Here is a 26,416-nt window from a genome sequence, read left to right on the forward strand (position 1 = left end):
GGGACGTGCAAAACCTGCAGACTCAGGCCGGCGTTTTGCGGAATGCGATCGCAAAGCGGTTCCACGTATTGATCGCATTGATGAGGAGCGTCAGGTCGACGATTTCCTCGTCGCTGAAGTGCGGGCGGACCGCTTCCCACACGGCATCGGGCACGTGATCCTGCGACACCAGCGTGAGCGCTTCGGTCCATTCGAGCGCGGCGCGTTCGCGGTCCGTGAAGAACGGCGTTTCACGCCATACGACGACCGTCGCGAGACGGCGTTCCGTCTCGCCGCCCTTGCGTGCGTCGGCGACGTGCATGTCGACGCAGAACGCGCAGCCGTTGATCTGGGACGCACGCAGACGGACCAGTTCAGCCAGCGATTTTTCGATGCCCGATTTGCCGATACGCTCTTCGAGGGCGAGGACAGCCTTGATGGCGTCCGGATTGGCGGAGTAGAAGTCGAGACGTGAAGACATGACAGTTTTCCTCAAGATTGATGTGCGCGAAGCGGCACGGCAGGATCAAGATTAGGCGAAGAGGTGGTTCCTGAAAATGACCGGTTTTTTATTTTTTCAGGTAACCAGTTGGCTGGCATGCTGCCGCGCACAAAGGCGCGGGGAAAACGCTAACGGTCACGCCGGTGCAATAGGCCAATTGCCGTACCACAATCAAAAGCGCACAGCTTGCAGGCGACCATTATTGTTGTTTTCCGCGACGCAATCTTTTCCAGTTTCAGGAAAATATGCGAGATTGTTCACGCGAAAATCGATATGTATTTGAATACGCACGTCCGAAAGCGATATGGTAATTTCGGCTGCGATTCCCTATAACTCATACAGCCGTACTGCAGCCTTAGAATGCGCCGGACCCTGATGATTGCCACGGGCAATGCATCAACCGGTGACAAGAAATTTGCGCATGGCGGTATCAAGAGCTTCGCCGCGTTGCCGGCTGCCGTTTGCGCGACAGACCAATGCATCAGCAACCTGAGAGGGTCGAGGTGGTTAAACGGCGGACACTCATTGCGATCGCGCTTCTTGCGTGTTCGAGCCTGACGGCGTTTGCCGCGGACCCGGCTTCCGGTCAGGCGCCCGATACGATGCATGCCCGGGTGCTCGCCTGCGCGGCCTGTCATGGCCAGCGCGGCGAGGGCACCGATAACGACTACTTCCCGCGTCTGTCCGGCAAGCCCGCCGGGTATCTGTACAACCAGCTGCTCGCGTTCCGTGATGGCCGGCGCAAATATCCGCCGATGAACTATCTGCTCGCGTATCTCCCCGACGCCTACCTGCAAAAGATCGCCGACTACTTCGCCGCGGAACGCCCGCCGTTTCCGCCACCTGCCGCGCCAACGGTGGATCAGGCCACGCTCGCGCTCGGGCAGACGCTGGTCACGCGGGGCGACGCAGCGCGTCAGATTCCGGCCTGCGTGGCGTGTCATGGCGGCGCGCTGACGGGCATGGAACCGGCCATACCGGGCCTGCTCGGGCTGCACGCGGACTACCTGAGCGCGCAGCTTGGCGCATGGCGTTACGGCACGCGCGGCACGGCCGCGCCCGATTGCATGAAGGTCGTCGCGACCCACCTGACCGAGCGGGATATCACCGCGGTCGCCGCATGGCTCGCGTCGCAGAAAGCACCCGCCGATCCGTCTCCGGTCGCGGCCGGTTCGCTCAAGATGCCGCTTGCATGCGGCAGCGTCCCTCACTAACCGGAGAACCGAATTGCACGCTCTCCGATACGTCAGAACGCTCAAGCATTTCACGCGCAACGTGGCGTGCGCCGTCGCACTGGCTTCTATGCCCGTGGGCGTCGTCCACGCGCAGAATGCCGCACCGAAAGACAAAGCCAGCGTTATTGCGCGCGGCGAATACCTCGCGCGCGCAAGCGACTGCATCGCCTGTCACACGATGCCGGCCGGCAAGCTCTTTGCCGGTACGCGGCCGATGGATACGCCGTTCGGCACGCTCTACACGCCGAACATCACGCCGGATAAGTCAACGGGCATCGGCGCATGGAGCGCCGACGACTTCTACCGGATGCTGCACGAAGGCAAGTCGAAGGACGGCACGATCCTTTATCCCGCGATGCCGTACGCGTCGTACACGCGCATGACGCGCGAGGATTCGGACGCGATGTATGCGTATCTGATGTCGGTGCCGGCCGTGCATCAGCCGAACCGGCCGCACACGCTGCGCTTCCCGTTCAACAAGCGCGAACTGCTGCTCGGCTGGCGCACGCTGTATTTCCGTCAGGGCGAATACAAGGCCGATCCGACGCAGTCCGTCGAATGGAACCGTGGTGCGTATCTCGTCGAAGGTCCGGGCCATTGCGCGATGTGTCATACGGCGATCAATGCGCTGGGTGGCAGCTCGGCATCGAAGGCCTTCGAAGGCGGCCTGATCCCGATGCAGAACTGGTACGCACCGTCGCTCACGTCGAACAGGGAAGCCGGGCTTGGCGACTGGAGCATCGAGGAAATCTCCGATCTGCTGCAAACGGGCGTGTCGAAGCGCGGCGCGGTGTACGGTCCGATGGCGGAGGTCGTCTACGACAGCCTGCAATACCTGTCGGATGAAGACATCCGCGCGATGGCCGTCTATTTGAAGAGCCTGCCGGCACGCAGCGGCCAGAGCGCGGGCACGCCGACGGCAGCGGTCACCGAAGAGAAGAACCGTCTCTATCCGCTCGGCAAGAAGATTTACGACGCGCAGTGCGCGGTGTGTCATGGCGTCGACGGCAAGGGCAAGGTGCCGCATTTCCCGCCGCTTGCGCAGAACCAGTCGATCCTGATGACCTCGGCCGTGAACCCGGTTCGCATGGTGCTCAACGGCGGCTATCCGCCGGGCACGACGAAGAATCCGTCGCCGTACGGCATGCCGCCATTCGCGCACACGCTCTCGGATGAAGAAGTGGCGGCGGTCGTCACGTATATCCGCACGGCGTGGGGCAACAACGGCACGCCGATCAGCGGCAAGGAAGCGAACGAGCTGCGCACCGCGCCGCTGTATTGAGCGCATCGTCACAGTATTTTGAGCATATAGAGGCAAGCATGAGCGATTCCCCTTCCGGCCACGCGCACAGCGCCGAGGACAAGGCCGTCGACGAGATCGTCGGCCGCGGCCCGAGTGGCGCGATTGCACTCGCGGGCATTGCCACGGCCATCGTCATCGGGCTGTGGTTTGCGTTCTATTTCATCGTGTTCCTGCCTCGCGGCGTGATCCAGTGAGGCTCCTTGCATGGCAATGACTCCCGCACCCCACGGTTCATCATCGGAAGAAGTCGCCGCGCGCGTCGAGCGGCGCTGGGCGATGCTCGTTCTCGGCATCGTCACGGTGCTGGTCGCGATGGTGGTCTACACCGGCCTGCACTGGGCCATGATGCCGCCTTCGCGCGTCGAGACGGTCGATCCGCTTTCGTTGCACGTCTCCGGCGAATTCATCGAGAGCAATCTCGGCACCGCGACCGAAGGCGATGGCTCGGTCACCGTGCGTATCGTCGCGCAGCAGTACTCGTTCACGCCGCAATGTCTCGTGATTCCGGCGAACACGCCCGTCACGTTCCGCGCCACCAGCGCGGATGTCGTGCACGGTTTCCTGATCACCCACACCAACATCAACTCGATGCTCGAACCCGGCTACGTCTCGACCTTCAGGACGACATTCGATCAACCCGGCGACCATCTGATGCCGTGCCATGAATTCTGCGGCGTCGGCCATCAGGGCATGTGGGCGCATGTCAAGGTCGTGGACAAGGCAACGTTCGCGCAGATGGCAGCCGGTTCGCGGAGGGTCAGCTGTGTTCCATAGCAAACGGGTCGTTCTCGCGCATTTCTGGCTGGCGTTCGCCGCATTCGGTCTTGCGCTGCTGCTGGGCGCGTGGCAGATGTACGTGCGCAGCCCGCTGCATCCGTGGCTGCAGAATCCGGAGCATTATTACCGGTCGGTCACGGCGCACGGCTCGGCGATGGGCTACGTGTTCCCGACGCTGATCGCAATGGGCTTCGGCTACGCGGTCTCCGAGCTCGCGCTCAAGCGTCCGCTCGTCGGCCTGCGCTGGGCATGGGCCGGTTTCTGGCTGGTGCTGGTGGGCGCCGTCACGGCGATGGTCCCGGTCGCGATGGGTCTCGCTTCGGTGCTGTACACGTTCTATCCGCCGATGATCGGCAACGCGTTCTACTACATCGGCGTCGTGCTCGTCGTGGTCGGCTCGTGGATCTGGGTCGCGCTGATGGGCATCAACATGCGCGTGTGGAAACGCGAGAACCCGGGCAAGCCCGTGCCGCTCGCGATGTTCGCGACCGTGGCGGGCGCTTACCTGTGGGGCTGGACGGCGGTCGGCGCCGCGCTCGAACTGCTGTTCCAGATCCTGCCCGTGGCGCTCGGCTTCACCAATACGATCGACGCAGGTCTCGCACGCGTGTTCTTCTCGTGGACGCTGCACGCGATCGTCTATTTCTGGCTGATGCCGGCGTATATCGCGTATTACACGATCATTCCGCGGGCGATCGGTGGGCGTCTCTACAGCGACTCGATGGCGCGTATCTCGTTCATCCTGTTCCTCGTGGTATCGATGCCGATCGGTATTCACCATCTGTTCGCCGATCCGCAGGTGGGCTCGGGCTTCAAGTTCCTGCACTCGGTGTTCACGGCGCTCGTGGCCGTGCCGACGCTGCTCACGGTCTTCACGATCAGCGCCTCGGTTGAAATCGCGGCGCGGCTGCGTGGCGGGAAGGGCGCGCTCGGCTGGCTGAAGGCGCTGCCGTGGGAGAACCCGATGATGCTGGCGGTGGCGTTCTCGTTCGTGATGCTCGGCTTTGGCGGCGCGGGCGGCATCATCAACATGAGTTACCAGATGGACTCGACGGTCCACAACACGCAGTGGATCACCGGTCACTTCCATCTGATTTTCGCGGGCGCGATCGTCATCATGTATTTCGTGATCGCCTACGACCTGTGGCCGCAACTCACGGGCCGCGCGGTGACGAGCCTGAAGCTGATGCGCCTGCAACTATGGCTGTGGTTCATCGGCATGATCGTGCTGACGTTCCCGTGGCACTACGTCGGCATTCTCGGCATGCCGCGCCGTATGGCGTTCTACGACTACACGAACCCGGAAATCGCCGCGCAGGCGATCTGGGTGACGATGTCGGCGATCGGCGGGTTCATTCTCGTGATCTCGGCCATCCTGTTCTTCGTGATCCTGTACCAGACGCAACGCGGGCCGCGTGTCACGCCCCCGGAATACCGCTTCAGCACCGCCGTGCATGAGCCGGTGAGGCTGCCCGTCGCGCTGAACAGCTTCGGCCTGTGGGTCGCGTTGATGGTCGTGTTGACGGTGACGAACTACGGCTATCCGATCGGGCAGTTGCTGTCGCAACCGCAGACATCCGTGCCGGCCGTGCCGATTGGAGGCTCGCGATGAATAACACGGGTCATGAACGCCTGTTCTCGCTGAGCAATCCGTGGTTCAGGACGAGCGTCGGCGCGACGATTGTGCTCGTCGTGTGCGGCGTGCTGATCGGGTTCGTGTGGCTGCCGTCCGCGCAGAAGGACGCGCCGTTTCAGGGCATCTGGAACGCGATCTGCAGCGCGGCGGGTGTGCCGCAGAAATGGCTTGCGGGCGGTGAACCGGTCGAGTCGAAAGTCCGTACCAGTACCGCCGAAATCACACCGCAACTGCTTGCGCATTCGAGCGCGGCTTCGATTGGTCGCGGCGCGACGCTCGCGATGCGTTGCACGATGTGCCACGGCGAGCGCGGCATGAGCGAAGCGAACTCGCCGAACCTCGCGGGACAATACGCCGTTGTGATCTACAAGCAACTGCTCGACTTCCAGTCCGGCGCGAGGACCAACGCCGTGATGTCGCCGATGATCCGCACGCTGAGCGATCAGGAGATGCGCGATCTGGCGGCGTACTACGCATCGTTGCCGCGGCCGATGCTGGCGGGCACGAAGCCGAATCCGCCGATGCCGGAGATCGTCGCGCACGGCTCGCCGATGCGTAACATCGTGTCGTGCACGGCGTGTCATGGCGATATCGATAACAAGGCAGGGACGCCGTGGCTCGAAGGCATGCCGGCGGCTTACGTGAGGATGCAGTTGCAGGCGTTCGCGACGGGCGCGCGTCACAACGACATCAACGAACAGATGCGCAACGTCGCGCGCCAGATGACGCAGGAAGAAATGGACGCGGCGGCAGCGTATTACGCCGGGGCAAGCCCGGTGCATTGAACGGAAGCTTTGTCGCGTGTGACGTCAGGCACGCCTTCCAGCGCGAACACAACAGTGCCCGCAAGGTCGGCGACCAGCACGACCCGTCCGATTCCCGGTTTCATCACGCGTCTTTCCGGGCTTGCGGGGAGTTCGCCGGCTGCGTATTTCCCGCCGGTCTGGCGTCCGGCGGTGCCTCTGCAGTGCCGGGTTCGCGTTCCGCTACGCTCTCCGTCTGAACGAGCAGGCTACGGTTCGGATTCGCGATCTGGATGCCACGCGCCTGGAACATCGCGGCGATGCGCCGGTTGAATTCGCGCTGGACTGGCCAGCGCGACTTGTCACGGCACTGCATCTGGCCGGCAAGCGTGATTGCCGCGCCATCGACTGAATCGACGCCCCAGAAACTGAAGTCGGACAGGATGCCGTCCTTGAACGCATCGTCGTTGCGCATGGAGGCGCCGATTTCATTGAGCGTTTCGATTGCGCGATCGACGTCCTCTCCGTACGCGATGCTCACGCGTACCGACGCATTGCCGAGCCCGCGATTCGTATTGTTGACCATCGACACCGAACTGAACGGCACCGTATAGAGCGAGCCGTCGCCGCCGCGCAGACGCACCGTCCGGATCGACAGATACTCGACCGTGCCGGACACACCGGCGAGCGTGACCCAGTCGCCCACCTGCATTGCGTTTTCCATCAGCAGGAAGATGCCGGTGATGAAATCCTGTACGAGCTTCTGCGAGCCAAAGCCAAGCGCGACGCCGAAAATACTCGCGCTCGCGAGTAGCGGCGCCGTGTTGACGCCGAGCTCGCTCAGTCCCGTCAGCACGACGACGAGCGCGATCACGACGGAGAGCGCGGAGCGCAGCATCGGCAGCAACGTACGCAGGCGTGCCGCGCGAACGAGGTCGCCGCCGGTCGTCCACTGGTCGAGCCGCCGCTCGATGGCGACGTTCACGCCTTCCCACACAACGAGCGCGACAAACGCCGCAATCGAGATCGTCACGAGCGCCGAGGCGAGGCGATGTCCGATCGTGCCGCGCGTGAAAAACTGCGAGACGTTGAAACCCCACAGCTGCAGCAGCACGAGCGCGGTGACGACGACCAGCACCGTAGACACCGTGCGCTTTGCGAGCGGGTAATAGCGTGATGCATGCCGATGCGGGATCGACGCCTGCGCGTCTTCGTCGATGTTGAACGCACGGCCGAGCGCGCCGATGATCACGATCGCGACGACGCGGGCGGCGACGACCACGGCAAGCGACAAGCCGCCGAGATGCACCAGCGCCTGATACCCGTTGTGCACGTCGAGCGCCCACACGAACCACAGCGCCATCACGACGGCCGCCGCGACATAAGCCCAGATGTCGGCGAACCAGTCGCCGGCAATCTCCATCGACGGTATGTGTGCGAGGCGCGTGCGAATCCGGGTCGCCACGGGCTGGCGGCATTGCAGGATCAGGATCGACAGCATCACGTGTGCAATGAGCGTCACGACCTTGATCAGCGCGAGATGGGCGTCTTCGTTCATGCCGAGCTGTGCGGCGAGTTCGGCAAGACCCACGCCGATGCCGACCACGCTCGCAATCGCGATCACCCAGCGGTGCACGAGCGTGGCCCAGCGGTCGCCGATGCGCCACAGACGCAGCGCGGGCGCGTCGGGCTGAAGGAAAAAGCCGCTGATGATCACCGCGCCACGACAGGACACATAGAGGTCGATCAGCGCATCGAGCGCGCGGGCGCCGGGCGTGTTGTCGTCGGTGAGAACGGACATCAGCACGGTCGCGACGATCACGAACACGATGAGCGGCAGCACCTTGAATATCGCATGGAGCAGGGCGCCCGGCAGGCGGCGCAGCAACGCCCAGTGATGTGCCGCATTGCGCGCCCGGCGGCTCGCGGCGGCGAGCGTGGAGATGCCTGCGACCGGCGTCGCGGGTGGCGTGAGCGTGCCTTCCTCCAGTTGCTGCTGATGTTCCTCGTCCTGTTCCCGTTTTTCCTGTTCTGCCGCGCTGATGCGTTTCGACTGACGGGCGACGGCCGCTTCACGCGGACGACGCAACAGGCGGCGCGTCAGCCATTCGAACGCGAGCGCGGGCACCAGCGCCATGTACAACGTCAGGATGACGTGGCCGAGCAGCGCGCGGGCGCCTGGGTTCACGAGTGCGTTGTGCCACCACGCACGCACCGACGACACATCGAGCAGCGCCGCCACCGAATGCCGCAGCGAAGCGCCGCCGTGCGCGAGCCAGCGCGCGCCCTGGCGCGCGAGTTGCGAAGCGAGCCCATTGCTCTGGAACGCCGCGGGCACACCGCTCGCGGCGGCAGCGCCAGAGGCGGCCGCCGAAGCCGAAGCAGGCGCCGATGCGGGTACCGCGGAGAGCGCGCCAGCCGCGGCCACGGCGCGCAGTGTGTCCTCGATCTGGCCACGCCGTTTTGGATCGTTCAGCACGTCGAGCGCCTGACGCGCCTCGTCGGGCGTGAGCCGCAGCGGCGTGGCGCCGCTCGCTGCCGCAGCCGGCGCCGCGGACGGTGGCGCTGCAGCGAACGCAGAGAGCGCAAACGTGAAGAGCAGAAAGGCGAGAAGGATTGTGCGCATGGTGGTCCGGTGGACGTTTAAGACAGCGGCAGTCACGGATGCAACCTGTGGGCCCGTGGATCACCGCCAGTCAAACCGACAGCGGCGCGCGTGCACAAGTTCCGCGCCGATACCGCGCGATGCCGGCTCACGCGGCTTTGGGCTGCCGCGTCAGTTCGGCCCGCAGAAAGCGCGCGAATTCAAGTGTGGTCGCATCGCCGCCGTGTGCGGGCAGATGAAGATTGATCGCGAACCTGGGCAGTGGGGGCAATGCGGCGTCGGCGCCGAGAATCTCGAGATCGGCGGGCACCGTCGAAGCAAGCCACGCCGTAATGGCCAGATCGGTGCGCACGGTGGCGGTCGTCGCCTCGATGTTGCCGTTCTCGAACACGGTTCGCCATTCGACGCCCTGATCGCGCAACGCGTCGAGCACGACGGGGCGAAACGCGCAGGTATCGGTGACCATCGAAACGGGCAACGGCCGCTTCGTACGCGCGACGCCGCCGCGCGCGCCCACCCACACGAGCGGCTCGACCCGCAGACACTCGCCGCTCGCCACGCCCACGGGCGCTTCGACGATCGCGAGGTCGACGGCGCCATCGGCAAGCGCATCCACGAGTTCGGGGGACGAGCCGCACACGAGCGATATCTCGACCTGCGGCCACGCTTCAGTGTAGGCCTTGAACACGGGGGCCAGTGTGCTGCCGACGAGGTCGTACGGCACACCAAGCCGTACGCGTCCCTGCAGCGCGCTCGCGGTCATCTCGCGCCAGATTTCGTCGTTCATGCCGAGTAGCCGCCGGGCCTTGCCGAGCATGCGCTCGCCAGCCGGCGTCAGGCGCAGGCCGCGTCGCTCGCGCTCGAAGAGTGGCACGCCGAGTGCTTCTTCGAGACGGCGAATCTGCTGGCTTACCGCGCCCTGCGTCAGATGCAGGCTGTTCGCCGCAACCGTCATGCTGGCGCTGTCCGCCGCCGCGACGAAGGTGCGCACGAGCGTGATATCGAGGTTTCGGGTCATTCAGCCATTATATTTGCTAATGCTGTGCATCCGTAAACATGGCTTCACTAATACAGATGGCGGCCCTACAGTCTGGCTCATTCCGATCCATACTGGTTGCATCGCCATGATCCTGGCCGGTTCCGTCGTGCCCCTGCTGCTGGTCGCGGCCGTCGCCACTGTCACGCCGCGTGGCTCGCCGCGCTGCTGGGTTCCGCGTTCGGTATCGCGGCGCTGGCTTCGCTTTCTTTGTGGTGTGCCGCCGGCAGGGTGCTCGCGCGGCGACTGAAAACGCCGCGGCAGTGGCGCGTGCTCAACGTAATGTTGGGTGTGCTGCTGGCCGCTTCGATAGTTCCAATGTGGAGAGAATGATGCGTGCGTTTGCTGAAACGGTTGATCTTGCAACGGCCTTCGATGCGATTCATGAACACTGGTCGCCACAGGTCGTCGCGCAGGTCAACGACCAGTATGTGAAGGTTGTGAAGGTGCAGGGCGAGTTCACGTGGCACAGTCATGCTGGCGAGGACGAACTCTTTTACGTCGTGCGCGGCAACCTCGACATCGAGTACGAAAATGGTCGCACGGTGAGCCTCGCGCCGGGCTCGCTGCACGTCGTGCCGCGTGGTGTGCTGCACAAGCCCGTCGCGCGTGAAGAATGCTGGATCGTGCTCATCGAGACGGTCAGCACGAAACACACCGGCGACGTCGAATCGCCGCTCACGAAGACGCTCGCGCAGCAGCTTGGCGAGCCGTGATCTGCCCTGAAGCTCGCGCTATCCCTCGACGAACCAGCGCATCAATGCAGTAACCGCCATCGCCAGGCTCACGATCGCGACGGCGCCAAACGCAATCCCGAACAGGTGCGCAATCAGCGCCTCGCGTTCGTCGAGGCGGTGATACGTTTCCCGAAGCGCACCCTTCGCGCAGCAGTTGTCGCTCAACCCGCGGCCTCCTCGCGTGGCTGTTGCACGTAGCGGTTTTGCGGGCGCGGCAGCCCCAGATTGTCGCGCAACGTAGTGCCTTCGTATTCAGTGCGAAAGAGGCCGCGTCGCTGCAATTCCGGCACCACGAGTTCGGCGAAATCAGACAGGCCGCCCGGCAGCCACGGCGACATGATGTTGAAGCCGTCCGCGCCTTCTTCCTCGAACCATTGTTGCAACTGGTCCGCGATACTTTCGGGTGTGCCGATGACCTGCTGGTGTCCGCGTGCGCCTGCAATGCGCAGATACAGATCCCGGATCGTCAGGTTCTCGCGCCGGGCGAGGTCGAACAGCAGGCGTTGCCGGCTCTTGCCGCCGTTGGTCTCCGGCAGGTCCGGCAACGGACCATCGACGGGCCAGGCCGACAGGTCCACGCCGCCCGACATGTTCGACAGCAGCGAGAGACCGACAGTCGGATGGATCAGATCCTGTAGCGCGTCGAACTTGCGGCGTGCTTCGTCCTGCGTGCGGCCAACGACGGGGAAGATGCCGGGCATGATCTTCAGATGGTCGGGGTGCCGGCCGTATTTCGGCAGCCGGCTCTTGATGTCGCGATAGAACGTCTGCGCTTCTTCGAGCGTCTGATGTGCGACGAAGATCACTTCGGCGGTTTGCGCCGCGAGTTCCCGGCCCGCGTCCGATGCGCCAGCCTGCACGACGACCGGCCAGCCCTGCGGCGAACGTGCGACGTTCAGCGGGCCGCGGACCTGAAAATGCCTGCCGCGATGGTTCAGCACGTGCAGTTTGTCGGGATCGAAATAGACGCCGCTTGCCTTGTCGCGCAGGAACGCGTCGTCTTCCCAGCTATCCCAGAGGCCCGCAACGACATCGTAGAACTCGCGGGCCCGTTCATAGCGCACCGCATGGTCAGGATGTTTCTCGAAGTTGAAGTTGAGCGCTTCCGATTCCGTGCTCGACGTGACGAGATTCCAGCCCGAGCGTCCGCCGCTCAGGTGGTCGAGCGATGCGAACTTGCGTGCCAGGTTGTACGGTTCGTTGAACGTCGTGGAGACGGTCGCGACGAGACCGATGTTTTTGGTCACGACCGACAGCGCCGAGAGCAGCGTCAACGGTTCGAAATGATCGGCGCGTGCGGTGCGTGAAAGCGATGCGAGGTTCGTGTCGCGCACGCTGACGCTGTCGGCGAAGAAGATCGTGTCGAACTTCGCGCGTTCGGCGATCTGCGCCACTTCGGCGTAATGCGCGAAGTCGAGTCCTCCGCCTGCGTGTGCGTCCGGGTGTCGCCAGGCCGCGATGTGATGACCTGTTTCCATCAGGAACGCGCCGAGTTTGATCTGCCGTTTGTTATTGCTCATGGTGTACTCCGTGCCTTGTGTCGACGGACGGCTGCACGCGTTACTGTGCGACAGGCTTGCGCCCGGTGGCGAACGTCATGCGCCGTTTCAGCGCGATGCCGCGGGGGCCGCGTTTCGCTTCGAGCGCCTCGCCGAGCCGTTTGCGCACGCGTGCGGTATCGGATTCGTCCAGCGCGGAAAGGAAGTTGCCGAACGAACTGGCGCGGCTAAAGGCGATCACGTCGTCGACCGTGTCGAACGCGTCGTCGAATTCGCGGATTTCGTTGTACGTCACGTTGAATCCGGCCGCGGCGAGCAGCAGCGCCGCGCGCTCCTGCGTGAGTTGATGGGGCGCGCCGACACGCGCCGCCTGCCAGCGCGGCTCGCGCGCCAGCAACGCACGTAGCACGACATGCAGATCGTGAGGCGCTTCCTGCGACATCGTCGTGAAGCCGACGCGACCGCCCGGCTTCAGCACGCGAAACGCGTGAGCCAGCGCGGCGAGTTGATCGGGCACCCAGTGAATGACGCTGTTGAGATAGACGACGTCGTAGTGCGCATCCGGCACGTCGTGCAGCGCTTCAGCCCGGCCGATGCGCGCATCGAAGCGCCCTCGCGCGCGCTTTTGCGCGAGTTCGACGCGCAGCGCCAGCGGATCGATGCCCAGCACTTCGCCTTCCGGGCCGGTACGTTCGGCAGCGGCTTCTGTCAGGAGGCCGGTGCCGCAGCCGATGTCGAGCACCTTCTCGCCCCGCTGCACCGCGAGCACATCGAGGAGTTCGAGGCCGTGATGAAACTGGCGCGTACCGAGCCGGTCGTATTGTTCCGCGAGCGTGACGGAATCGAGTTCAAGGCTGAGCGGTGTCGACATAGCGGGTCCATGTGATGACGATTGCACATGGTAGAGGCCGCCTGAGCGCAACTGAAATGAGAAATCCTGCTATCGATCTGACGCCGGCGCGCATTCGTCGCTATAGCGTCGAATGCGTGTGAATCGCGCCAGCGTCGCGATTGAATGCGTTCCGTCGTTAGGCGCTAACGGGTACCGCAGGAATGCAGAACGTCCCGTCCACGACTTCGGTAAACGTGCGTTCTTCGCGCAGGATGAAGCGCTTCGTCTGCGCCATGCGGAAGTTCGCGACGGATTCGGGATCGGTTTTCAGGCGCGTCCGGTAGGCTTCGTAAGCGGCGAGGCTTTCGAAGGCAATCAGTCCCCACGCGATATCGTTGGTCCCTTCATGCGGAAGGAAGTAGCCGATGAGATGGCCGCCGCAACGCGGAATAATGCGGCCCCATTGCCCGGCGTATTCCTTGAATGCGTCGCGCTGGAACGGGTCGATCTGATAGCGGATGAAGCAGGTCAGTGCCATGCGATGCGCTCCTGTGGGATCGTCCGGACGACGTCCGGTGCGTCTTCACAGTATGCGCAGCATGCGGGCGACGACGTTTCAGGCTGAGCCGAAACGTCGTGGCGAGGGCGGGGATCTCAGTTGCTGGTCGCGGCAGGGTCCGTTGCGGGGGCCTGCCCGGAATCGTGCGCGGTACACGGTGCGTCTGTGACCGCGCCCGCGATTGCATTGCCGGGCGCGGCGTTCAGCAGGAACGGCGTCATGTCGAAATTGAGGAAGCCGAGAATCAGACGCACCATCTGGTCTTCGAACGCAACGCTGCGCAGCAGGTCAGGCCGCTCCAGCGCAGTCGCGAGTATCACGCCGGAAATCGCGCGAAACAGCACAAAGCGCGCTTCGTCGGTGGCGATGCGCTCGCCCAGGTACGGGTTCTCCTTGCGCAGCGAGCTGGAGATCATCGCGAAGTATTCGCGCATGCCGATGCCCAGCTCGGACTGCGGCGGAGCATCGGCCCATTCGGCGCGCAGCACGCCATAGAGACGCGGCCGCTCGCCGATGAACTCGCCGATCACACGGATCATCCGTCGCGCGTTGATACCCGTGCCGTAATGCGCGGGTTTTTCGAGCGTAGCGGCCATCATCCGCGTGAGGCGCGCCAGCTCGCGCTGCGCGAGCGCTTCGATGAGACCTTCCTTGTTGGGGAAATACTGATAGACCGCGCCGATGCTGAAGCCCGCCGTATCGGCAACGCGCTGCGTGGTCAACCCGGCCTTGCCGTGGCTTTCCAGCGTGCGAGCGACGGCTTCGAGAATCGCGTCGAGCGCGAAGGTCGAGCGGGCCTGCTTGGGTTGCCTGCGTACAGGTGGCGTGTCAGGCGGATTGGACTGGTCTCGAATCTTGGCACCTCGTTGATGCTGTCTGATGAATACGCAATGGCGCGTGCCTGACATGGGTCGTATTTATTATCACTTGCCCTTATGTGCATGCATAGGAAAGCGGAACGATTATCCCATCAAAAATGAACTGAATGGTGAATCTGGCGCGCCATGTCCGGTATTACAACGGGTCTGGCCGCCAACACGGTGATGCTTACGCGCCCGCATCGGAGCGTCCCGGACGGGCACGGATCAGCGCCGCCGAGCATGCCGCCCCCGCGAATGCGCAGAGCGCCGACACCAGCGCGACGGCGCGCAACGCGTCGTCGATGGCGTCGTCGTGCGCGTCGGCGAGCGCCGTGTGCGGCGGAATGCGAACCGTATTGATGGCCGCGGACGCGTCGGCTTCCGGTTCGAGCAGCTGACCGCCCTGATGGATGTCGGCCGGAATGTTGAGCGCCTTCAGGCGCACCGCGAGCGCGGCGTTGTGAGACCCCACGAACACAATGCCGAGCACGGCGATGGCGAAGAGCCCGGCCACTCGCGCCACGGCGTTATTGATGCCGGAAGCGACGCCTGTACGTTCTTTCGATACCGCGCCCATCACCGTGGTGGTCAGGGGCGCGACGGTCACGGTCATGCCGAGTCCGATCACGACCAGCGCCGGAAAGAAGCCGCTCCAGTAACTGCCCCGCACGAACGGCAGGCTGAGCATCGCAAAGCCAAGGCCCGCGATGACGGGCCCGACCGTCAGCAGCAGGCGCGGACCGAAGCGGTCGGCGAGGCCGCCGGTGACGCGCGACAGCACACCAATAATGACGGGCACCGGGAGGATCGCCGCGCCGGCTTCGGTGGCGGTGAAAGCGTGAGCGCGTATCAATGTGAACGGCAAATAGAAAAAGATGCCGCTCATGCCGAAATACAGCAGCAACGTCACGACGTTCGCGCCGGTGAAATCGCGCGAGTGGAACACGTCGAGCGGCATCATCGGATTGCGGCTCCTCATTTCGATCACGACGAACGCGATCAGCAGAACGACGCCCGCGCTCATCGCTCCCAGCACCGAAGCGCTGGACAACCCGCGCGACGACGCCACGGTCAAGCCCCACGTCAGCGCGCCGAGACCGGCTGCGGCGGTGAGGGCGCCGGCCCAGTCGAGTTTGCGCGGCGCATCGGCGCTGCGGCTGTCGGGTACGGCGATGAGGGCGAGCGCCACGGTCAGACACGCAAGCGGCACGTTGAGGAAAAAAATCGCGCGCCACGAAAACGCATCGACGAGCCAGCCGCCCGCCACCGGGCCGGCGGCCGATGTGATCGCGCCCACGCCCGCCCACGTGCCGATCGCACGGCCACGTTCATGGTCGTCGAACACGGCGCCGATGATCGAGAGACTGCCGGGTACGAGGAGCGCCGCGCCGATGCCCTGCACGGCGCGTGCGGCGATCAGCGTGCCGGGCCCGGGTGCGAGGCCGCAGGCAATCGAGGCCAGCATGAAAAGCACGATGCCGGCGATAAAGACGGTGCGCCGGCCGAGCCGGTCGCCCATCGACCCGCCGACCAGCACGAGCGAACCGAGAAACAGCAGATACGCGTTGACGACCCATTGAATCGCCGCGACGCTCGCGCCGAGTTCGCTCTGGATCGACGCCAGCGCGACGTTGACCACCGAGCCGTCGATAAACGCCATGCTGGAGCCGAGTATCGCCGCGGCAAGCGCAAGGCGCTTGCCGCGGCATGGGCGGTCGACGATCGAAGGCTGCGAGCGGATGACGAGTTCATCGCAGGGGCTCGCCTGTGCGGCAACCACATGCACGGCGCTGTCGGGCCCGGCGGGACGCTCGTGAGCAGCCAAAAACGACTCCTGTGCGGTCGATCGATGCTCCAGCATAGCAACCCGGACCCCCAGGCGACAGACGATCCTTGCCGATTCGGGTCAAAATGCGGCTTTCAGCGATCCGCCAACCCGGTATGGCCCTGACAAATCTCCTGAGAAAGCTGGACCTCACGACGCTGCAGCTCTTTCTGGCCGTGTATGAGGAGCGCACGCTCACGCGGGCGGCCGAACGCGAAGCCATCGCGGTGTCGGCCGCGAGCAAGCGTCTGCTCGAACTTGAACATGCGGTGGGTTCGGCGCTCTTCGTGAGAAAGGCGCGCGGCATGGAGCTGACCGCAGCTGGCGAGACGTTGCTGCATCATGCGCGCCGCGTGCTGCGCGACATCGAGAACATTGGGCTTGAGCTCGCCGAGCACGCGAGCGGCGTGATCGGCTACGTACGGATGATGGCGAACCTTTCGGCGATCGTCGAATTCCTGCCCGAAGATCTGCGCGCGTTTCTTGCGGGTAACGAACGCGTGCGCATCGAACTCGAAGAGCGGCCTAGCGGCGGTGTGATCGGCGGCGTGGCCGACAGTCTTGTCGATCTCGGCATCTGCTCGGGCGACGCCGATACGCGGGGCCTGCACGCCACGCACTACCGTCACGACCGTCTCGTGATCGTGATGCGCGACGATCATCCGCTCGCCACGCGCGAAAGCGTGACGTTTGCCGATACGCTCGACAGCGACCACGTCGGCCTGCATGCCGCGAGTTCGATCAACATGCGCACGCATCTCGCCGCGCGCCAGGCGGGCAAACCGTTGCGGCTGCGCATTCACGTGCCCGGATTCGACGCGGTGTGCCGCATGGTGCAGGCGGGCATGGGCGTCGGTGTATTGCCGCTCGACGTGTACAACGCGATCGGCCGCTCGCTTGGGCTTACCGCCGTGACGCTCGATGAAGCATGGGCCGCGCGCAGCCTGCTGATCGTCGTGCGCGATCCTGACACGCTTTCACCCGTGAGCCGTCTGCTGTTCGATCACCTGAGCACGGTCGAAGCGCGCACCGGCGGGGCGCCGGCCGCCTGAACCAGATCGCCCACACGCACTCCGGCAGGCGAGCGTTCGCGTTTGGCGAACGCTCGTTGCCGGAATGCGGTTGGACGGCGCCGCTGCGTCGCCCATAAGCTGTCTCCCATACGAAACACAGTCGGGAGACAGCATCATGAGTGGACCTCTGAAGGGTATCCGGGTCATCGAGATCGGCACCCTGATCGCCGCGCCGTTCGCCGCCAGGATGCTGGCCGAATTCGGTGCCGAAGTCATCAAGATCGAAGCGCCGAACGACGGCGATCCGCTGCGCAAATGGCGCAAGCTCCATGAAGGCACGTCGCTCTGGTGGTATCTGCAGTCGCGCAACAAGAAGTCGATCTGCGTGAACCTGAAGTCCGCCGAAGGTGTCGACGTCGTCAAACGGCTCGCCACAGACGCCGATATCGTCATCGAAAACCTGCGCCCCGGCGCGCTCGAACGGCTTGGCCTCGGCTGGGACGTGCTGCACGGCATCAACCCCAAACTCACGATGGTGCGCATCTCCGGCTACGGCCAGTCCGGCCCGTATCGTGACCGGCCGGGCTTTGGTGCGATCGGCGAGGCAATGGGCGGCATTCGCTACACGACGGGCGACGTCGACGGCGCACCGGCACGCGTCGGCGTGAGTCTCGGCGATTCGCTCGCTTCGCTGCATGGCGTGATCGGCGCGCTGATGTCGGTGCTGCGCGTAAAGACGGGGCAGGGCGACGGCCAGGTGGTCGACGTCTCGCTCGTGGAGAGCGTGTTCAACCTGATGGAAAGCCTCGTGCCCGAATACGATCTGCTCGGCCACGTGCGCGAACGCAGCGGCGGTGCGCTGCCGGGCATCGCGCCATCGAACACGTATCGCAGCGAGGATGGCGGCTTCGTCGTGATCGCCGGCAACAGCGATCCGATTTTCCGGCGCCTGATGCAGGTGATCGACCGCGACGATCTCGCCGACGACCCGGCGCTCACGCACAACGACGGCCGTGTCGCGCAGAGCGCGATGCTCGACGCGGCGATCAGCGCATGGACCTCTCGTCATTCGACGAGCGACATTCTCGCGGCGCTCGAAACTGCACAGGTGCCCTCCGGCCGCATCTATTCGATTGCCGATATCGTCGCGGACCCGCATTACGCAGCGCGCGAGATGCTGCTGCAGACGAGCCTGCCGGACGGCACGCCGGTCAGGATGCCGGGCATCGTGCCGAAGCTGTCCGACACGCCAGGCGCGGTGAACTGGCAGGGCCCAACGCTCGGCGAACACACGGACCCGGTGCTCGCGGATCTGGGTTTCAGCCCGCTTGAAATCGAACAGCTGCGCAACACGGGAGCCGTGCAATGAACGCCACATTCAACGTATTGCAGGACGCCTTGATCGTGCAGGAAGTCGCGCCGCGCGACGGGCTGCAGATCGAACCGACGTGGGTTGACACCGTCGACAAGATCGCGCTGATCGACCAGCTTTCGGGCGCAGGATTTTCCCGTATCGAAGCGGGCTCGTTCGTGTCGCCCAAAGCGATTCCCGCATTGCGCGACGGCGACGCGGTGTTTCATGGCATCAGGCGCAATCGCGATGTGATCTACGTTGCGCTGGTGCCGAACGTGAAGGGTGCGGAGCGCGCGGTCGCCGCACTTGCCGACGAACTGAACCTCGTGATGTCCGCAAGCCAGACGCACAACCGGGCGAACATGCGCATGAGCTGCGAGCAGTCGCTCGTCGGCTTCGGCGATATCGTGAGCCTCGTCAGGGGTTCGCATGTGTCACTGAACGGCACGGTGGCGACCGCGTTCGGCTGTCCGTTCGAAGGCGCGATCGACGAAGACCGCGTGATGGCGATCGTCGATACGTATCTCGAACTCGGGCTGCAGGGCATCACGCTTGCGGACACGACTGGCATGGCCAATCCGCGTCAGGTGGCACGCATCGTTGGGCGCGCGCTCGAACGTCTCGGACCCGACGCGTTGACGCTGCACTTTCACAACACGCGCGGCCTCGGTCTCGCGAACGTGCTGGCCGCGTATGAAGCCGGCGCACGCCGCTTCGACGCGGCGCTTGGCGGTCTGGGCGGCTGTCCATTTGCGCCGGGCGCGTCGGGCAACATCTGTACGGAAGACCTCGTCAACCTGTGTGACGAGATGGGCATTCCGACGGGCATCGATCTCGTGAAGCTGCTGGAACTGTCGCGTGCGTTGCCCGCGCTGCTCGGTCACGAAGTGCCGGGCCAACTCGCGAAAGCCGGCCGCAACTGCGACGTGCATCCCGTGCCGGACTACGTTCGCAGCATCGTCTAACGCAATCCCCACTTTTCCATCTACAAACGACCGGACCGCGCACGCGTAAGTCCGGCACAACAGCCACGTTGTACAGGAGACAGACATGAGCGATCTGGGCGCATCAGGCAATCCGTTGAACTACGAAGCCGGGCAGATCCCGGAAACCGGGCAGGGAACGAACGCGATCATCCGCAAGGTCGCCTTGCGGCTGATGCCGTTGATCATGATCTGCTACCTGTTTGCGTTTTTTGACCGGATCAACATCAGCTTCGCGAAGTTCCAGTTGCAGCACGATCTTGGCTTCACCGACACCGCGTATGGTCTCGGTGCGAGTCTCTTCGTGATCGGCTACGTGCTCTTCGAAGTGCCGGGCAACATGTTGCTGTACAAGGTCGGCGCGCGGCGCTGGATCGCGCGCATCATGATTTCGTGGGGACTCGCGACAGCGGCGATGGTGTTCGTCCACACCGAGTGGCAGTTCTACGGGCTGCGTTTTCTCATCGGTGCGATGGAAGCGGGCTTCGCGCCTGGCGTGCTGTATTACCTGACACTGTGGTTTCCGGCGAGCTATCGCGGACGCATCACGTCGCTGCTGTTTCTCGCGTCGGCGTTTTCGGGGCTGGTCGGCGCGCCGCTATCAGGGCTCGTGCTTGCGCACCTGAGCGGCACGTGGGGCATGCCCGGCTGGCACTGGCTGTTTCTGCTGGGGGGCCTGCCATGCGTGCTGCTGGGCGTGCTCGTGCTCAAGGTGCTGAAGGATCGTATCGAAGACGCGCCCTGGCTCTCCAGCGCCGAAAAGCAGTACCTCGCTGCGCGTATCGCGCAGCAGCAACCGCGCCACCCGGGCGGTCATTCGCTCGGTAGCGCGCTCAGAACGCCGGGTTTCCTGATGCTGGGGTTGGTCTATTTCCTGATTCAGGTCGCGTCGTATGGGCTGAACTTCTGGGGGCCGCATCTGATCCATGCCGCCGGTACGCAGAATCCGACGGTCATCGGGTTGCTGACTGCTGTGCCGTACGTGTGCGGCGCGATCTGCATGGTCGTCGTCGGGCGGATGTCGGATGCGACGGGCGAGCGGCGCAAGTTTGTCTGCGGTTTGATGGTGATGGCCGCGCTCGGGTTTTTCGCTGCCGGATACTTCGACAAACAGACGACCTGGCTGATCGTTGCGCTCGGCGTGATGGGCGCAGGCGTGGTGGCGTCGATTCCCGCATTCTGGGCGCTTCCGCCGAAGCTGCTGACAGGCGCCGGCGCGGCCGGCGGCATCGCGCTCATCAACACGCTCGGGCAACTCGGCGGCATCGTGAGCCCCGTGATGGTGGGGCGCATCAAGGACCTGACCGGCAGCACGACACCGGCCCTGTATGTGATCGGTGCAATGAGCCTCGTATGCGCGCTAATCCTGCTTTATGGCGTGCCTGCTACGCTGCGCAGCAAGGATCATCCGGCATCACGGTAGGGCTCTATGGCTGACCGGCCTGCATATAGCCAGTCAGCCATTGCGCACCGCATCCATGCAAACCTTGTGACCTAGGCCGGTGCGCGCAGGTGGGCAGCATTCGCGCCGCGATGCGCGGGTTTCGATGTTGCGCCGGTGGCCTGCATGTCGTGCCAGCCATCACCTGCATCGGCATGGCCGGTGCGAAAACGCACGATGACTGCCTGCAGTTGCCGCGCCTGTTCCTCGAGCGACTGCGCGGCCGCTGCGGCTTCCTCGACGAGCGCTGCATTTTGCTGCGTCATCGTATCCATCTGCGCGACGGCGGTGTTGACCTGCTCGACGCCCATGCTCTGCTGCGCCGCTGCCGCCGCGATTTCCTGCACGACGGACGTAACCCGCGCAATCGCCGTGCGCGTCTCCTGGATCGTCTCACCGGTGCGTTCGACAAGCGCGGCACCTGTGCCCACCTTGCCGACTGCGCTCTGGATCAGCGAGCGGATTTCCTTGGCCGCCGTCGCGCTGCGCTGCGCAAGCGTGCGCACTTCCCCCGCCACCACCGCGAAGCCGCGTCCTTCTTCCCCCGCACGCGCGGCTTCGACCGCGGCATTGAGCGCGAGAATGTTCGTCTGGAACGCGATGCTCTCGATCACACCGACGATATCTTCCATCTTGCGCGATTCTTCCGAGATGTCGCGCATCGCGGTGACAACCTCCATCACCATCGTCTCGCCGCGCCCGGCGATCTGCACCGCGCCGCTCGCGAGCTGGCTCGCCGTGCCTGCATGGTCGGCGGTCTGGCGCAGCATCGAGGTGATTTCCTCCATGCTCGACGCCGTTTCTTCGAGCGATGCGGCCTGGTTCTCGGTGCGCGCGGATAGATCCGCATTGCCCATGGCGATTTCGCGCGAGGCGGTCGCAACCTGGTCGGCGGAATCGCGAATCTGGCTGATCGTGCGCGCGAGCGCATCGCGCATGCTGCGCATCGCGAGCATCAGGCTCGCGGTGTCGTCGCTGCGGGTCTGGATGTCGACGGTCAGATCGCCTGCCGCGATCAGGTCGGCGACGTGCGCGGCGCCCGCCGGATCGCCGCCGATCGTGCGCTGGATGCTGCGATTCGTAAACGCGACGAAAGTCGAGAGCAGTATCGCCAGCACGACGAACACGCCAGCCGCAAACCACAGGGAGCGGACGAGCGCGGCGTCGATATCGTCGACGTAGGCACCCGTCGCGATGATCCAGTCCCACGGCGCGTAGCGCACCACGTAACCGATCTTGTCGACCGCTGCCCCGTCTTTCGCATTCGGACGTGTGAACACATAATCGACAAAGCCGCCTTCGGGCTGCTGCGCGACCGTCGCGAACGTCACATAGTGGTGACGGCCGTCGGCATCGGCGGTGTTGCGCAGGTCCTTGCCGTTGGTGGCCGGCTTGATCGGATGCATCACCATGCGCGGGCCCGAATCGATCACGAGGTAGTAGCCGTCTTCGCCGTAACGCACGTCACGCAGGCGATCGAGTGCCTGTTTGCGTGCTTCTTCCTCGGTGAGCTTGCCGCTTTTCGCGAGCGCGGCGTACTCGGTGACAATGCTCAGACCAATATGCGCGACGTTGACGAGATCGTTCTTGCGCTCCTCGATGCGGGTCTGCCGCGACTGCCAGGCGGCGGCCACCGAGACGAGAAGCAGTGCGACCAGACTGACGACGAGGGGTAACCAGAGTTTCTTGCGGAAGCTGAGTGTGTGCATTGCGGCAACCTCGTGTGCCTTTTGGGACGACGGACTGAAGAACCCTGCCTCCCCACGTTATCGGCATAAAACCGCATGAAATGTGTGGATGGAAACCCTGGGGTGGATCGCGTCGTGCGGTGCCGCTCGCCCGAACCCTCGTACTTTTTGTATGATACGGAGCGATCGCAAAATCCCCTCGCGATGGCTTGAAAAACGCGGTAAATCGCCCGATTTTCGGGTCGAAATTTCCGATTGAAACCGCCAGCCCGGACGAAGACAGAAAAAATGACCGCTCACGCTGCCGTCGACCAGAACAGTTTTCGCCGCATCATCCGCCGCAACATCGCGTTGCCCCTTGGCATGGGTCTGCTGACCGCTGCCGTGTTCGTCTCGTTGATCGTGTATCTGGTTTCGGTGATGAGCTGGGTCGAGCACTCCGAGCGTGTGATTGGCGACGCCAACGAGATGCTGCGGCTTGCCGTCGATCGCGAAAGCGGCATGCGCGGCTTCCTGATCACCGGCGACGAAACGTTTCTCGCGCCCTATGAACTCGGCCGGCCGCGTTTTGAGTCGCAGATCGCTTCGCTGGAAGGGCTGGTCGCGGATAACCCGCCGCAGGTCGAGCGCCTCAAACGCATTCAGGCGATCCAGGCACGCTGGGAACAATACGCGGACGCCACCATCGATCTGCGCCGCCGGCATCAGGACTACACCAGCGTCGTGGCGAGCGGCCGCGGCAAGATCGAGTTCGACGAAACGCGTCGCCAGTTCGGCCTTTTTCTCGATATCGAAGAGCGGCTTCGGCAGGAGCGCTCTGCCGCAGCGCGCAATCTGACGCTGTGGGTGGTCGGCGGATTCCTCGTTTTCAGCCTGCTGGTAAGCGCGCTCCTCGCGTGGCTCGGGCGGCGCGAGCTGCTCAATCTGTCGGGTACCTATGATGGTGCGCTGCAGCGTCAGGCCGAACAGACGGAAGTGTTGCAGCATCAGGTGTGGCTGCGTTCGGGCCAGCGTCTGCTCGCCGAAAAGGTGATCGGCCAGGTGAGCCCGGCGGCGGTCGGCAGCGCGATGCTCGATTTTCTCGCGGCGTATCTCGGCGCTTCGATTGGGGCGCTGTATATCCGCGACAGGCGCGACGCCGTGTTGCGTCGGGTCGCGACGTACGGTTTCAGCCGTGAAAGCGAGCAGGGCGCGCTCGCGTTTCAGGACGCCGAAAGCCTCGTGGGTCAGGCGGCCGCTTCGCGTCGCGTGATCCAGTTGCAGGACGTGCCCGATCACTACGTCAAGGTGGTGTCGGGCCTCGGCATGAGCCCGCCGAAGCATCTCGTGATGTCGCCGATCGAGAACGACGGACAGGTGAACGGTGTCGTCGAACTCGGTTTCATGCGTGCGCTTACGCCGCGCGACCTCGAATTTCTCGAACTGATCGCGGGCGGCATGGGCGACTTCATCGAGGCGGCGCTGTATCGCGAGCGCCTGCAGGATGCGCTCGCGGAAACGCAACAACTCAACGAAGAACTGCAGGTGCAGCAGGAAGAGCTGCGCGTATCGAACGAAGGGCTCGAGGAACGCGGCCGTGCGCTGATGGAATCGCAGTCGCGTCTCGAAGCGCAGCAGGCGGAGCTCGAGCAGACCAACGTGCAGCTCGAAGAGTACGCACAGCGGCTGGAACGCCAGAAATCGGACCTGTTACGCGCGCAGGAGGAACTCGAAACCAACGCGGCGCGCCTCGAACAGTCGAGCCGCTACAAGTCCGAGTTTCTCGCGAACATGTCGCACGAACTGCGTACGCCGCTGAACAGTTCGCTGATTCTCGCGAAGCTGCTGCAGCAGAACCGCGCGGGCAATCTGAGCGAGGAGCAGGTGCGCTACGCGGAAACGATCCACGCGTCGAACAGCGACCTGCTTGCGCTCATCAACGACATCCTCGATCTTTCGAAGGTCGAGGCGGGCCAGGTCCAGGTCGCGCTCGAACCCGTTTCGATCGACGCCACGCTGCAATCGTTGCGCGAAACATTCGATCCCGTGGCGGCGGGCAAGCATCTGAAACTGACGTTCGACCGCACGCCGGGCGTGCCCGACACGATCACAAGCGACAACCAGCGCGTCGTGCAGGTCCTGCGCAACCTGCTGTCGAACGCGCTGAAGTTCACCGCAGACGGCGAAGTGTCATTGACCGTTTCGCCCACGGACGACGACGCGCTGCGTTTCGACGTGCGCGATTCAGGCATCGGCATCGCCGCCGACAAGCTTCAGATGATCTTCGAGGCGTTCCAGCAGGCCGACGGTTCGACCAGCCGCCAATACGGCGGCAGCGGGCTTGGACTCTCGATTTCGCGCGAATTCGCGCGGCTTCTGGGCGGACGCATCAGCGTGGTGAGCGAACCGGGCAAGGGCAGCGTGTTCACGCTGTGGCTGCCGGTCGATGCATCGGTTGGCGCTGCGCCCGACGCTGCAGAGGCTTCCGGGCAAGGTGCACAGAACATGTCGGCGCCGGCGCCGGTCGCGGCCCAGCGGCTTGCAGCAGGGTCCACATCGGCCGGTAGCGCCCGCGAGCAGGAAAGCAGCGCGCAGGAAGGTGCCAGCGCCATTCCCGACGACCGTGACAACCGCACACGCGGCAACCGTACGATTCTCGCGATCGAGGACGATGTCGCGTTCGCCGGGATCCTGCGTGACCTCACGCACGAACTCGATTTCGATTTCCTGCACGCCACGAGCGCGAGCGCGGGCCTCGCACTCGTGAAAGACATGCGTCCGGCGGCGGTGCTGCTCGACGTCGGTTTGCCGGACCGTTCCGGCCTGACCGTGCTCGAGTGGCTGAAGAACGATCCGCTGACGCGTCACATCCCGATTCATATCGTCTCCGCCACGGATCACGCGGACAAGGCGCTGCATCTCGGGGCAATCGGCTACACGCTCAAGCCGACCGCGCGCAGCACGCTCGAAGCGGCGATCCGCCGTCTCGAAGCGCGCCTGCAGCAGCGGGTCAAACGCGTGCTCGTGATCGAGGACGACGCCGCGATGCGCGAAAGCATCCGCGCGCTGCTGCTCGGCGACAGCACCGAGATCGTCGCGGTCGCGACGCTCGCCGGGGCATTCGAACAGCTGGAGAAGGGCGCGTTCGACTGCGTCGTGACCGACCTCGCGTTACCCGATGGCACGGGCTACGATCTGCTTGAGCGCCTCGCCGCCGACCCGGCGCATCTGTCGCTACCCGTGATCGTCTACACAGGCCGGATGCTCTCCGACGACGAAGAACAGCGCCTGCGCCGCTATTCGAAGTCGATCATCATCAAGGGTGCGAAGTCGCCGGAACGGCTGCTCGACGAAGTCACGCTGTTCCTGCATAGCGTCGAATCGTCGCTTGCGCCGGAACAGCAGCGCATGCTGCGCACGGTGCGTCAGCGCGACAATGCCTTCGAAGGCCGCACGATCCTGCTCGCCGAAGACGACGTGCGCAATATTTTCGCGCTGTCGCACGTGCTCGAACCGCTCGGCGCGAAATTGCAGATCGCGCGCAACGGTCGCGAAGCGCTCGACGCGCTCGAAAACGGACCGACCGTCGACCTCGTGCTGATGGACATCATGATGCCGGAGATGGACGGACTGACCGCGATGGCCGAAATCCGCCGCAATCCGCGCTTTGCGCAGTTGCCGGTGATTGCGCTGACCGCGAAGGCAATGGCGAACGATCGCGTGCGCTGTCTCGAAGCAGGCGCTGACGACTACATCTCGAAGCCGATCGACGTGGATAAACTGGTATCACTGTGCCGCGTGTGGTTGCGGCAGCGCTAGACGAAAAGGAC

General features: G+C 64.3%; 22 protein-coding genes and 1 pseudogene. 13 read left to right on the forward strand and 10 right to left on the reverse strand.

What is annotated here, in order from left to right; translation table 11 throughout:
• Positions 1–22: 22 nt before the first annotated feature.
• Positions 23–460 (reverse strand): carboxymuconolactone decarboxylase family protein, encoded by a 438-nt coding sequence (locus LPA36_RS23580; protein ID WP_228882177.1) that lies wholly within the window; start codon positions 458–460, stop codon positions 23–25.
• 623 nt (positions 461–1,083) lie between these two features.
• On the opposite strand from LPA36_RS23580, the gene LPA36_RS23585 reads away from it, so the two are divergent.
• From LPA36_RS23585 to LPA36_RS23610, 6 genes are all read left to right on the forward strand, one after another.
• On the forward strand, positions 1,084–1,695 hold the full coding sequence (locus LPA36_RS23585) for a c-type cytochrome (protein ID WP_228882366.1): 612 nt from the start codon (positions 1,084–1,086) through the stop codon (positions 1,693–1,695).
• 88 nt (positions 1,696–1,783) lie between these two features.
• Positions 1,784–2,998 (forward strand): c-type cytochrome, encoded by a 1,215-nt coding sequence (locus LPA36_RS23590; protein WP_228882368.1) that lies wholly within the window; start codon positions 1,784–1,786, stop codon positions 2,996–2,998.
• A 38-nt stretch (positions 2,999–3,036) separates the two neighbouring features.
• Positions 3,037–3,213: a hypothetical protein gene (locus LPA36_RS23595; RefSeq protein WP_228882180.1), complete on the forward strand. Its 177-nt coding sequence runs from the start codon at positions 3,037–3,039 to the stop codon at positions 3,211–3,213.
• Positions 3,214–3,223: 10 nt separating this feature from the next.
• Positions 3,224–3,793 carry a cupredoxin domain-containing protein gene (locus tag LPA36_RS23600; protein WP_228882181.1) on the forward strand — a complete coding sequence of 190 codons (570 nt, stop codon included), beginning with the start codon at positions 3,224–3,226 and terminating at the stop codon, positions 3,791–3,793.
• Positions 3,783–5,408 carry a b(o/a)3-type cytochrome-c oxidase subunit 1 gene (locus LPA36_RS23605; protein WP_228882183.1) on the forward strand — a complete coding sequence of 542 codons (1,626 nt, stop codon included), beginning with the start codon at positions 3,783–3,785 and terminating at the stop codon, positions 5,406–5,408. Before LPA36_RS23600 ends, LPA36_RS23605 begins: the two co-directional genes overlap by 11 nt.
• Entirely contained in the window at positions 5,405–6,217 is an 813-nt protein-coding gene (locus LPA36_RS23610; protein WP_228882185.1) for a c-type cytochrome, read from the forward strand. The genes LPA36_RS23605 and LPA36_RS23610 overlap by 4 nt, the downstream gene beginning before the upstream one ends.
• Before the next feature lie 103 nt (positions 6,218–6,320).
• Here LPA36_RS23610 and LPA36_RS23615 read toward each other — a convergent pair whose 3' ends face one another.
• Positions 6,321–8,801 (reverse strand): mechanosensitive ion channel family protein, encoded by a 2,481-nt coding sequence (locus tag LPA36_RS23615; protein ID WP_228882187.1) that lies wholly within the window; start codon positions 8,799–8,801, stop codon positions 6,321–6,323.
• Between the two features lie 127 nt (positions 8,802–8,928).
• Positions 8,929–9,798 (reverse strand): LysR substrate-binding domain-containing protein, encoded by an 870-nt coding sequence (locus LPA36_RS23620; protein ID WP_228882189.1) that lies wholly within the window; start codon positions 9,796–9,798, stop codon positions 8,929–8,931.
• A gap of 174 nt (positions 9,799–9,972) precedes the next feature.
• Between LPA36_RS23620 and LPA36_RS23625 the strand changes: the two are divergent.
• Positions 9,973–10,149, forward strand: a pseudogene (locus LPA36_RS23625) (LysE family translocator); the annotation flags it as partial.
• The gene (locus tag LPA36_RS23630) at positions 10,149–10,532 is read left to right on the forward strand and encodes a cupin domain-containing protein (RefSeq protein WP_228882371.1); all 384 of its coding nucleotides are present in this window, start codon (positions 10,149–10,151) and stop codon (positions 10,530–10,532) included. The pseudogene LPA36_RS23625 and the gene LPA36_RS23630, both read left to right, overlap by 1 nt.
• An 18-nt stretch (positions 10,533–10,550) precedes the next feature.
• Here LPA36_RS23630 and LPA36_RS23635 read toward each other — a convergent pair whose 3' ends face one another.
• The 6 genes from LPA36_RS23635 to LPA36_RS23660 form a co-directional block, all read right to left on the reverse strand.
• Positions 10,551–10,718 carry a hypothetical protein gene (locus tag LPA36_RS23635; protein WP_228882191.1) on the reverse strand — a complete coding sequence of 56 codons (168 nt, stop codon included), beginning with the start codon at positions 10,716–10,718 and terminating at the stop codon, positions 10,551–10,553.
• Entirely contained in the window at positions 10,715–12,073 is a 1,359-nt protein-coding gene (locus LPA36_RS23640; protein WP_228882193.1) for an LLM class flavin-dependent oxidoreductase, read from the reverse strand. The genes LPA36_RS23635 and LPA36_RS23640 overlap by 4 nt, the downstream gene beginning before the upstream one ends.
• Positions 12,074–12,113: 40 nt before the next feature.
• Positions 12,114–12,923: a class I SAM-dependent methyltransferase gene (locus LPA36_RS23645; protein ID WP_228882194.1), complete on the reverse strand. Its 810-nt coding sequence runs from the start codon at positions 12,921–12,923 to the stop codon at positions 12,114–12,116.
• Positions 12,924–13,080: 157 nt separating this feature from the next.
• Entirely contained in the window at positions 13,081–13,422 is a 342-nt protein-coding gene (locus tag LPA36_RS23650; RefSeq protein ID WP_228882196.1) for an NIPSNAP family protein, read from the reverse strand.
• A gap of 116 nt (positions 13,423–13,538) precedes the next feature.
• On the reverse strand, positions 13,539–14,351 hold the full coding sequence (locus LPA36_RS23655; protein ID WP_228882199.1) for a TetR/AcrR family transcriptional regulator: 813 nt from the start codon (positions 14,349–14,351) through the stop codon (positions 13,539–13,541).
• 139 nt (positions 14,352–14,490) lie between these two features.
• Positions 14,491–16,128, reverse strand: coding sequence for an MFS transporter (locus tag LPA36_RS23660; protein ID WP_228882201.1), 1,638 nt, complete (start codon positions 16,126–16,128; stop codon positions 14,491–14,493).
• Between the two features lie 116 nt (positions 16,129–16,244).
• On the opposite strand from LPA36_RS23660, the gene LPA36_RS23665 reads away from it, so the two are divergent.
• The 4 genes from LPA36_RS23665 to LPA36_RS23680 all read left to right on the forward strand — a co-directional run bounded on the left by LPA36_RS23665 (position 16,245) and on the right by LPA36_RS23680 (position 20,901).
• Positions 16,245–17,180 carry a LysR family transcriptional regulator gene (locus tag LPA36_RS23665; protein WP_228882202.1) on the forward strand — a complete coding sequence of 312 codons (936 nt, stop codon included), beginning with the start codon at positions 16,245–16,247 and terminating at the stop codon, positions 17,178–17,180.
• 136 nt (positions 17,181–17,316) lie between these two features.
• Positions 17,317–18,510, forward strand: a complete 1,194-nt coding sequence (locus LPA36_RS23670) for a CaiB/BaiF CoA transferase family protein (protein ID WP_228882204.1) — start codon at positions 17,317–17,319, stop codon at positions 18,508–18,510.
• On the forward strand, positions 18,507–19,460 hold the full coding sequence (locus LPA36_RS23675) for a hydroxymethylglutaryl-CoA lyase (RefSeq protein ID WP_228882206.1): 954 nt from the start codon (positions 18,507–18,509) through the stop codon (positions 19,458–19,460). The genes LPA36_RS23670 and LPA36_RS23675 overlap by 4 nt, the downstream gene beginning before the upstream one ends.
• Before the next feature lie 85 nt (positions 19,461–19,545).
• Positions 19,546–20,901 carry an MFS transporter gene (locus LPA36_RS23680; RefSeq protein WP_228882207.1) on the forward strand — a complete coding sequence of 452 codons (1,356 nt, stop codon included), beginning with the start codon at positions 19,546–19,548 and terminating at the stop codon, positions 20,899–20,901.
• Between the two features lie 71 nt (positions 20,902–20,972).
• On the opposite strand, the gene LPA36_RS23685 is transcribed toward LPA36_RS23680, so the two are convergent.
• Positions 20,973–22,628 carry a methyl-accepting chemotaxis protein gene (locus LPA36_RS23685; RefSeq protein ID WP_228882210.1) on the reverse strand — a complete coding sequence of 552 codons (1,656 nt, stop codon included), beginning with the start codon at positions 22,626–22,628 and terminating at the stop codon, positions 20,973–20,975.
• 267 nt (positions 22,629–22,895) lie between these two features.
• Between LPA36_RS23685 and LPA36_RS23690 the strand changes: the two genes are divergently transcribed.
• Positions 22,896–26,405, forward strand: coding sequence for a response regulator (locus tag LPA36_RS23690; protein ID WP_228882211.1), 3,510 nt, complete (start codon positions 22,896–22,898; stop codon positions 26,403–26,405).
• Positions 26,406–26,416 lie beyond the last annotated feature (11 nt).

Source organism: Paraburkholderia saeva, from assembly GCF_907164555.1.
Classification (GTDB): domain Bacteria; phylum Pseudomonadota; class Gammaproteobacteria; order Burkholderiales; family Burkholderiaceae; genus Paraburkholderia; species Paraburkholderia saeva.

Coding starts and splice junctions, on each gene's coding strand:
- LPA36_RS23580 (WP_228882177.1), bottom strand. CDS start 460: ATGTCTTCACGTCTCGACTTCTACTCCGCCAATCCGGACGCCATCAAG.
- LPA36_RS23585 (WP_228882366.1), top strand. CDS start 1,084: ATGCATGCCCGGGTGCTCGCCTGCGCGGCCTGTCATGGCCAGCGCGGC.
- LPA36_RS23590 (WP_228882368.1), top strand. CDS start 1,784: ATGCCCGTGGGCGTCGTCCACGCGCAGAATGCCGCACCGAAAGACAAA.
- LPA36_RS23595 (WP_228882180.1), top strand. CDS start 3,037: ATGAGCGATTCCCCTTCCGGCCACGCGCACAGCGCCGAGGACAAGGCC.
- LPA36_RS23600 (WP_228882181.1), top strand. CDS start 3,224: ATGGCAATGACTCCCGCACCCCACGGTTCATCATCGGAAGAAGTCGCC.
- LPA36_RS23610 (WP_228882185.1), top strand. CDS start 5,405: ATGAATAACACGGGTCATGAACGCCTGTTCTCGCTGAGCAATCCGTGG.
- LPA36_RS23615 (WP_228882187.1), bottom strand. CDS start 8,801: ATGCGCACAATCCTTCTCGCCTTTCTGCTCTTCACGTTTGCGCTCTCT.
- LPA36_RS23620 (WP_228882189.1), bottom strand. CDS start 9,798: ATGACCCGAAACCTCGATATCACGCTCGTGCGCACCTTCGTCGCGGCG.
- LPA36_RS23630 (WP_228882371.1), top strand. CDS start 10,149: ATGCGTGCGTTTGCTGAAACGGTTGATCTTGCAACGGCCTTCGATGCG.
- LPA36_RS23640 (WP_228882193.1), bottom strand. CDS start 12,073: ATGAGCAATAACAAACGGCAGATCAAACTCGGCGCGTTCCTGATGGAA.
- LPA36_RS23645 (WP_228882194.1), bottom strand. CDS start 12,923: ATGTCGACACCGCTCAGCCTTGAACTCGATTCCGTCACGCTCGCGGAA.
- LPA36_RS23650 (WP_228882196.1), bottom strand. CDS start 13,422: ATGGCACTGACCTGCTTCATCCGCTATCAGATCGACCCGTTCCAGCGC.
- LPA36_RS23655 (WP_228882199.1), bottom strand. CDS start 14,351: ATGTCAGGCACGCGCCATTGCGTATTCATCAGACAGCATCAACGAGGT.
- LPA36_RS23665 (WP_228882202.1), top strand. CDS start 16,245: ATGGCCCTGACAAATCTCCTGAGAAAGCTGGACCTCACGACGCTGCAG.
- LPA36_RS23670 (WP_228882204.1), top strand. CDS start 17,317: ATGAGTGGACCTCTGAAGGGTATCCGGGTCATCGAGATCGGCACCCTG.
- LPA36_RS23675 (WP_228882206.1), top strand. CDS start 18,507: ATGAACGCCACATTCAACGTATTGCAGGACGCCTTGATCGTGCAGGAA.
- LPA36_RS23680 (WP_228882207.1), top strand. CDS start 19,546: ATGAGCGATCTGGGCGCATCAGGCAATCCGTTGAACTACGAAGCCGGG.
- LPA36_RS23685 (WP_228882210.1), bottom strand. CDS start 22,628: ATGCACACACTCAGCTTCCGCAAGAAACTCTGGTTACCCCTCGTCGTC.
- LPA36_RS23690 (WP_228882211.1), top strand. CDS start 22,896: ATGACCGCTCACGCTGCCGTCGACCAGAACAGTTTTCGCCGCATCATC.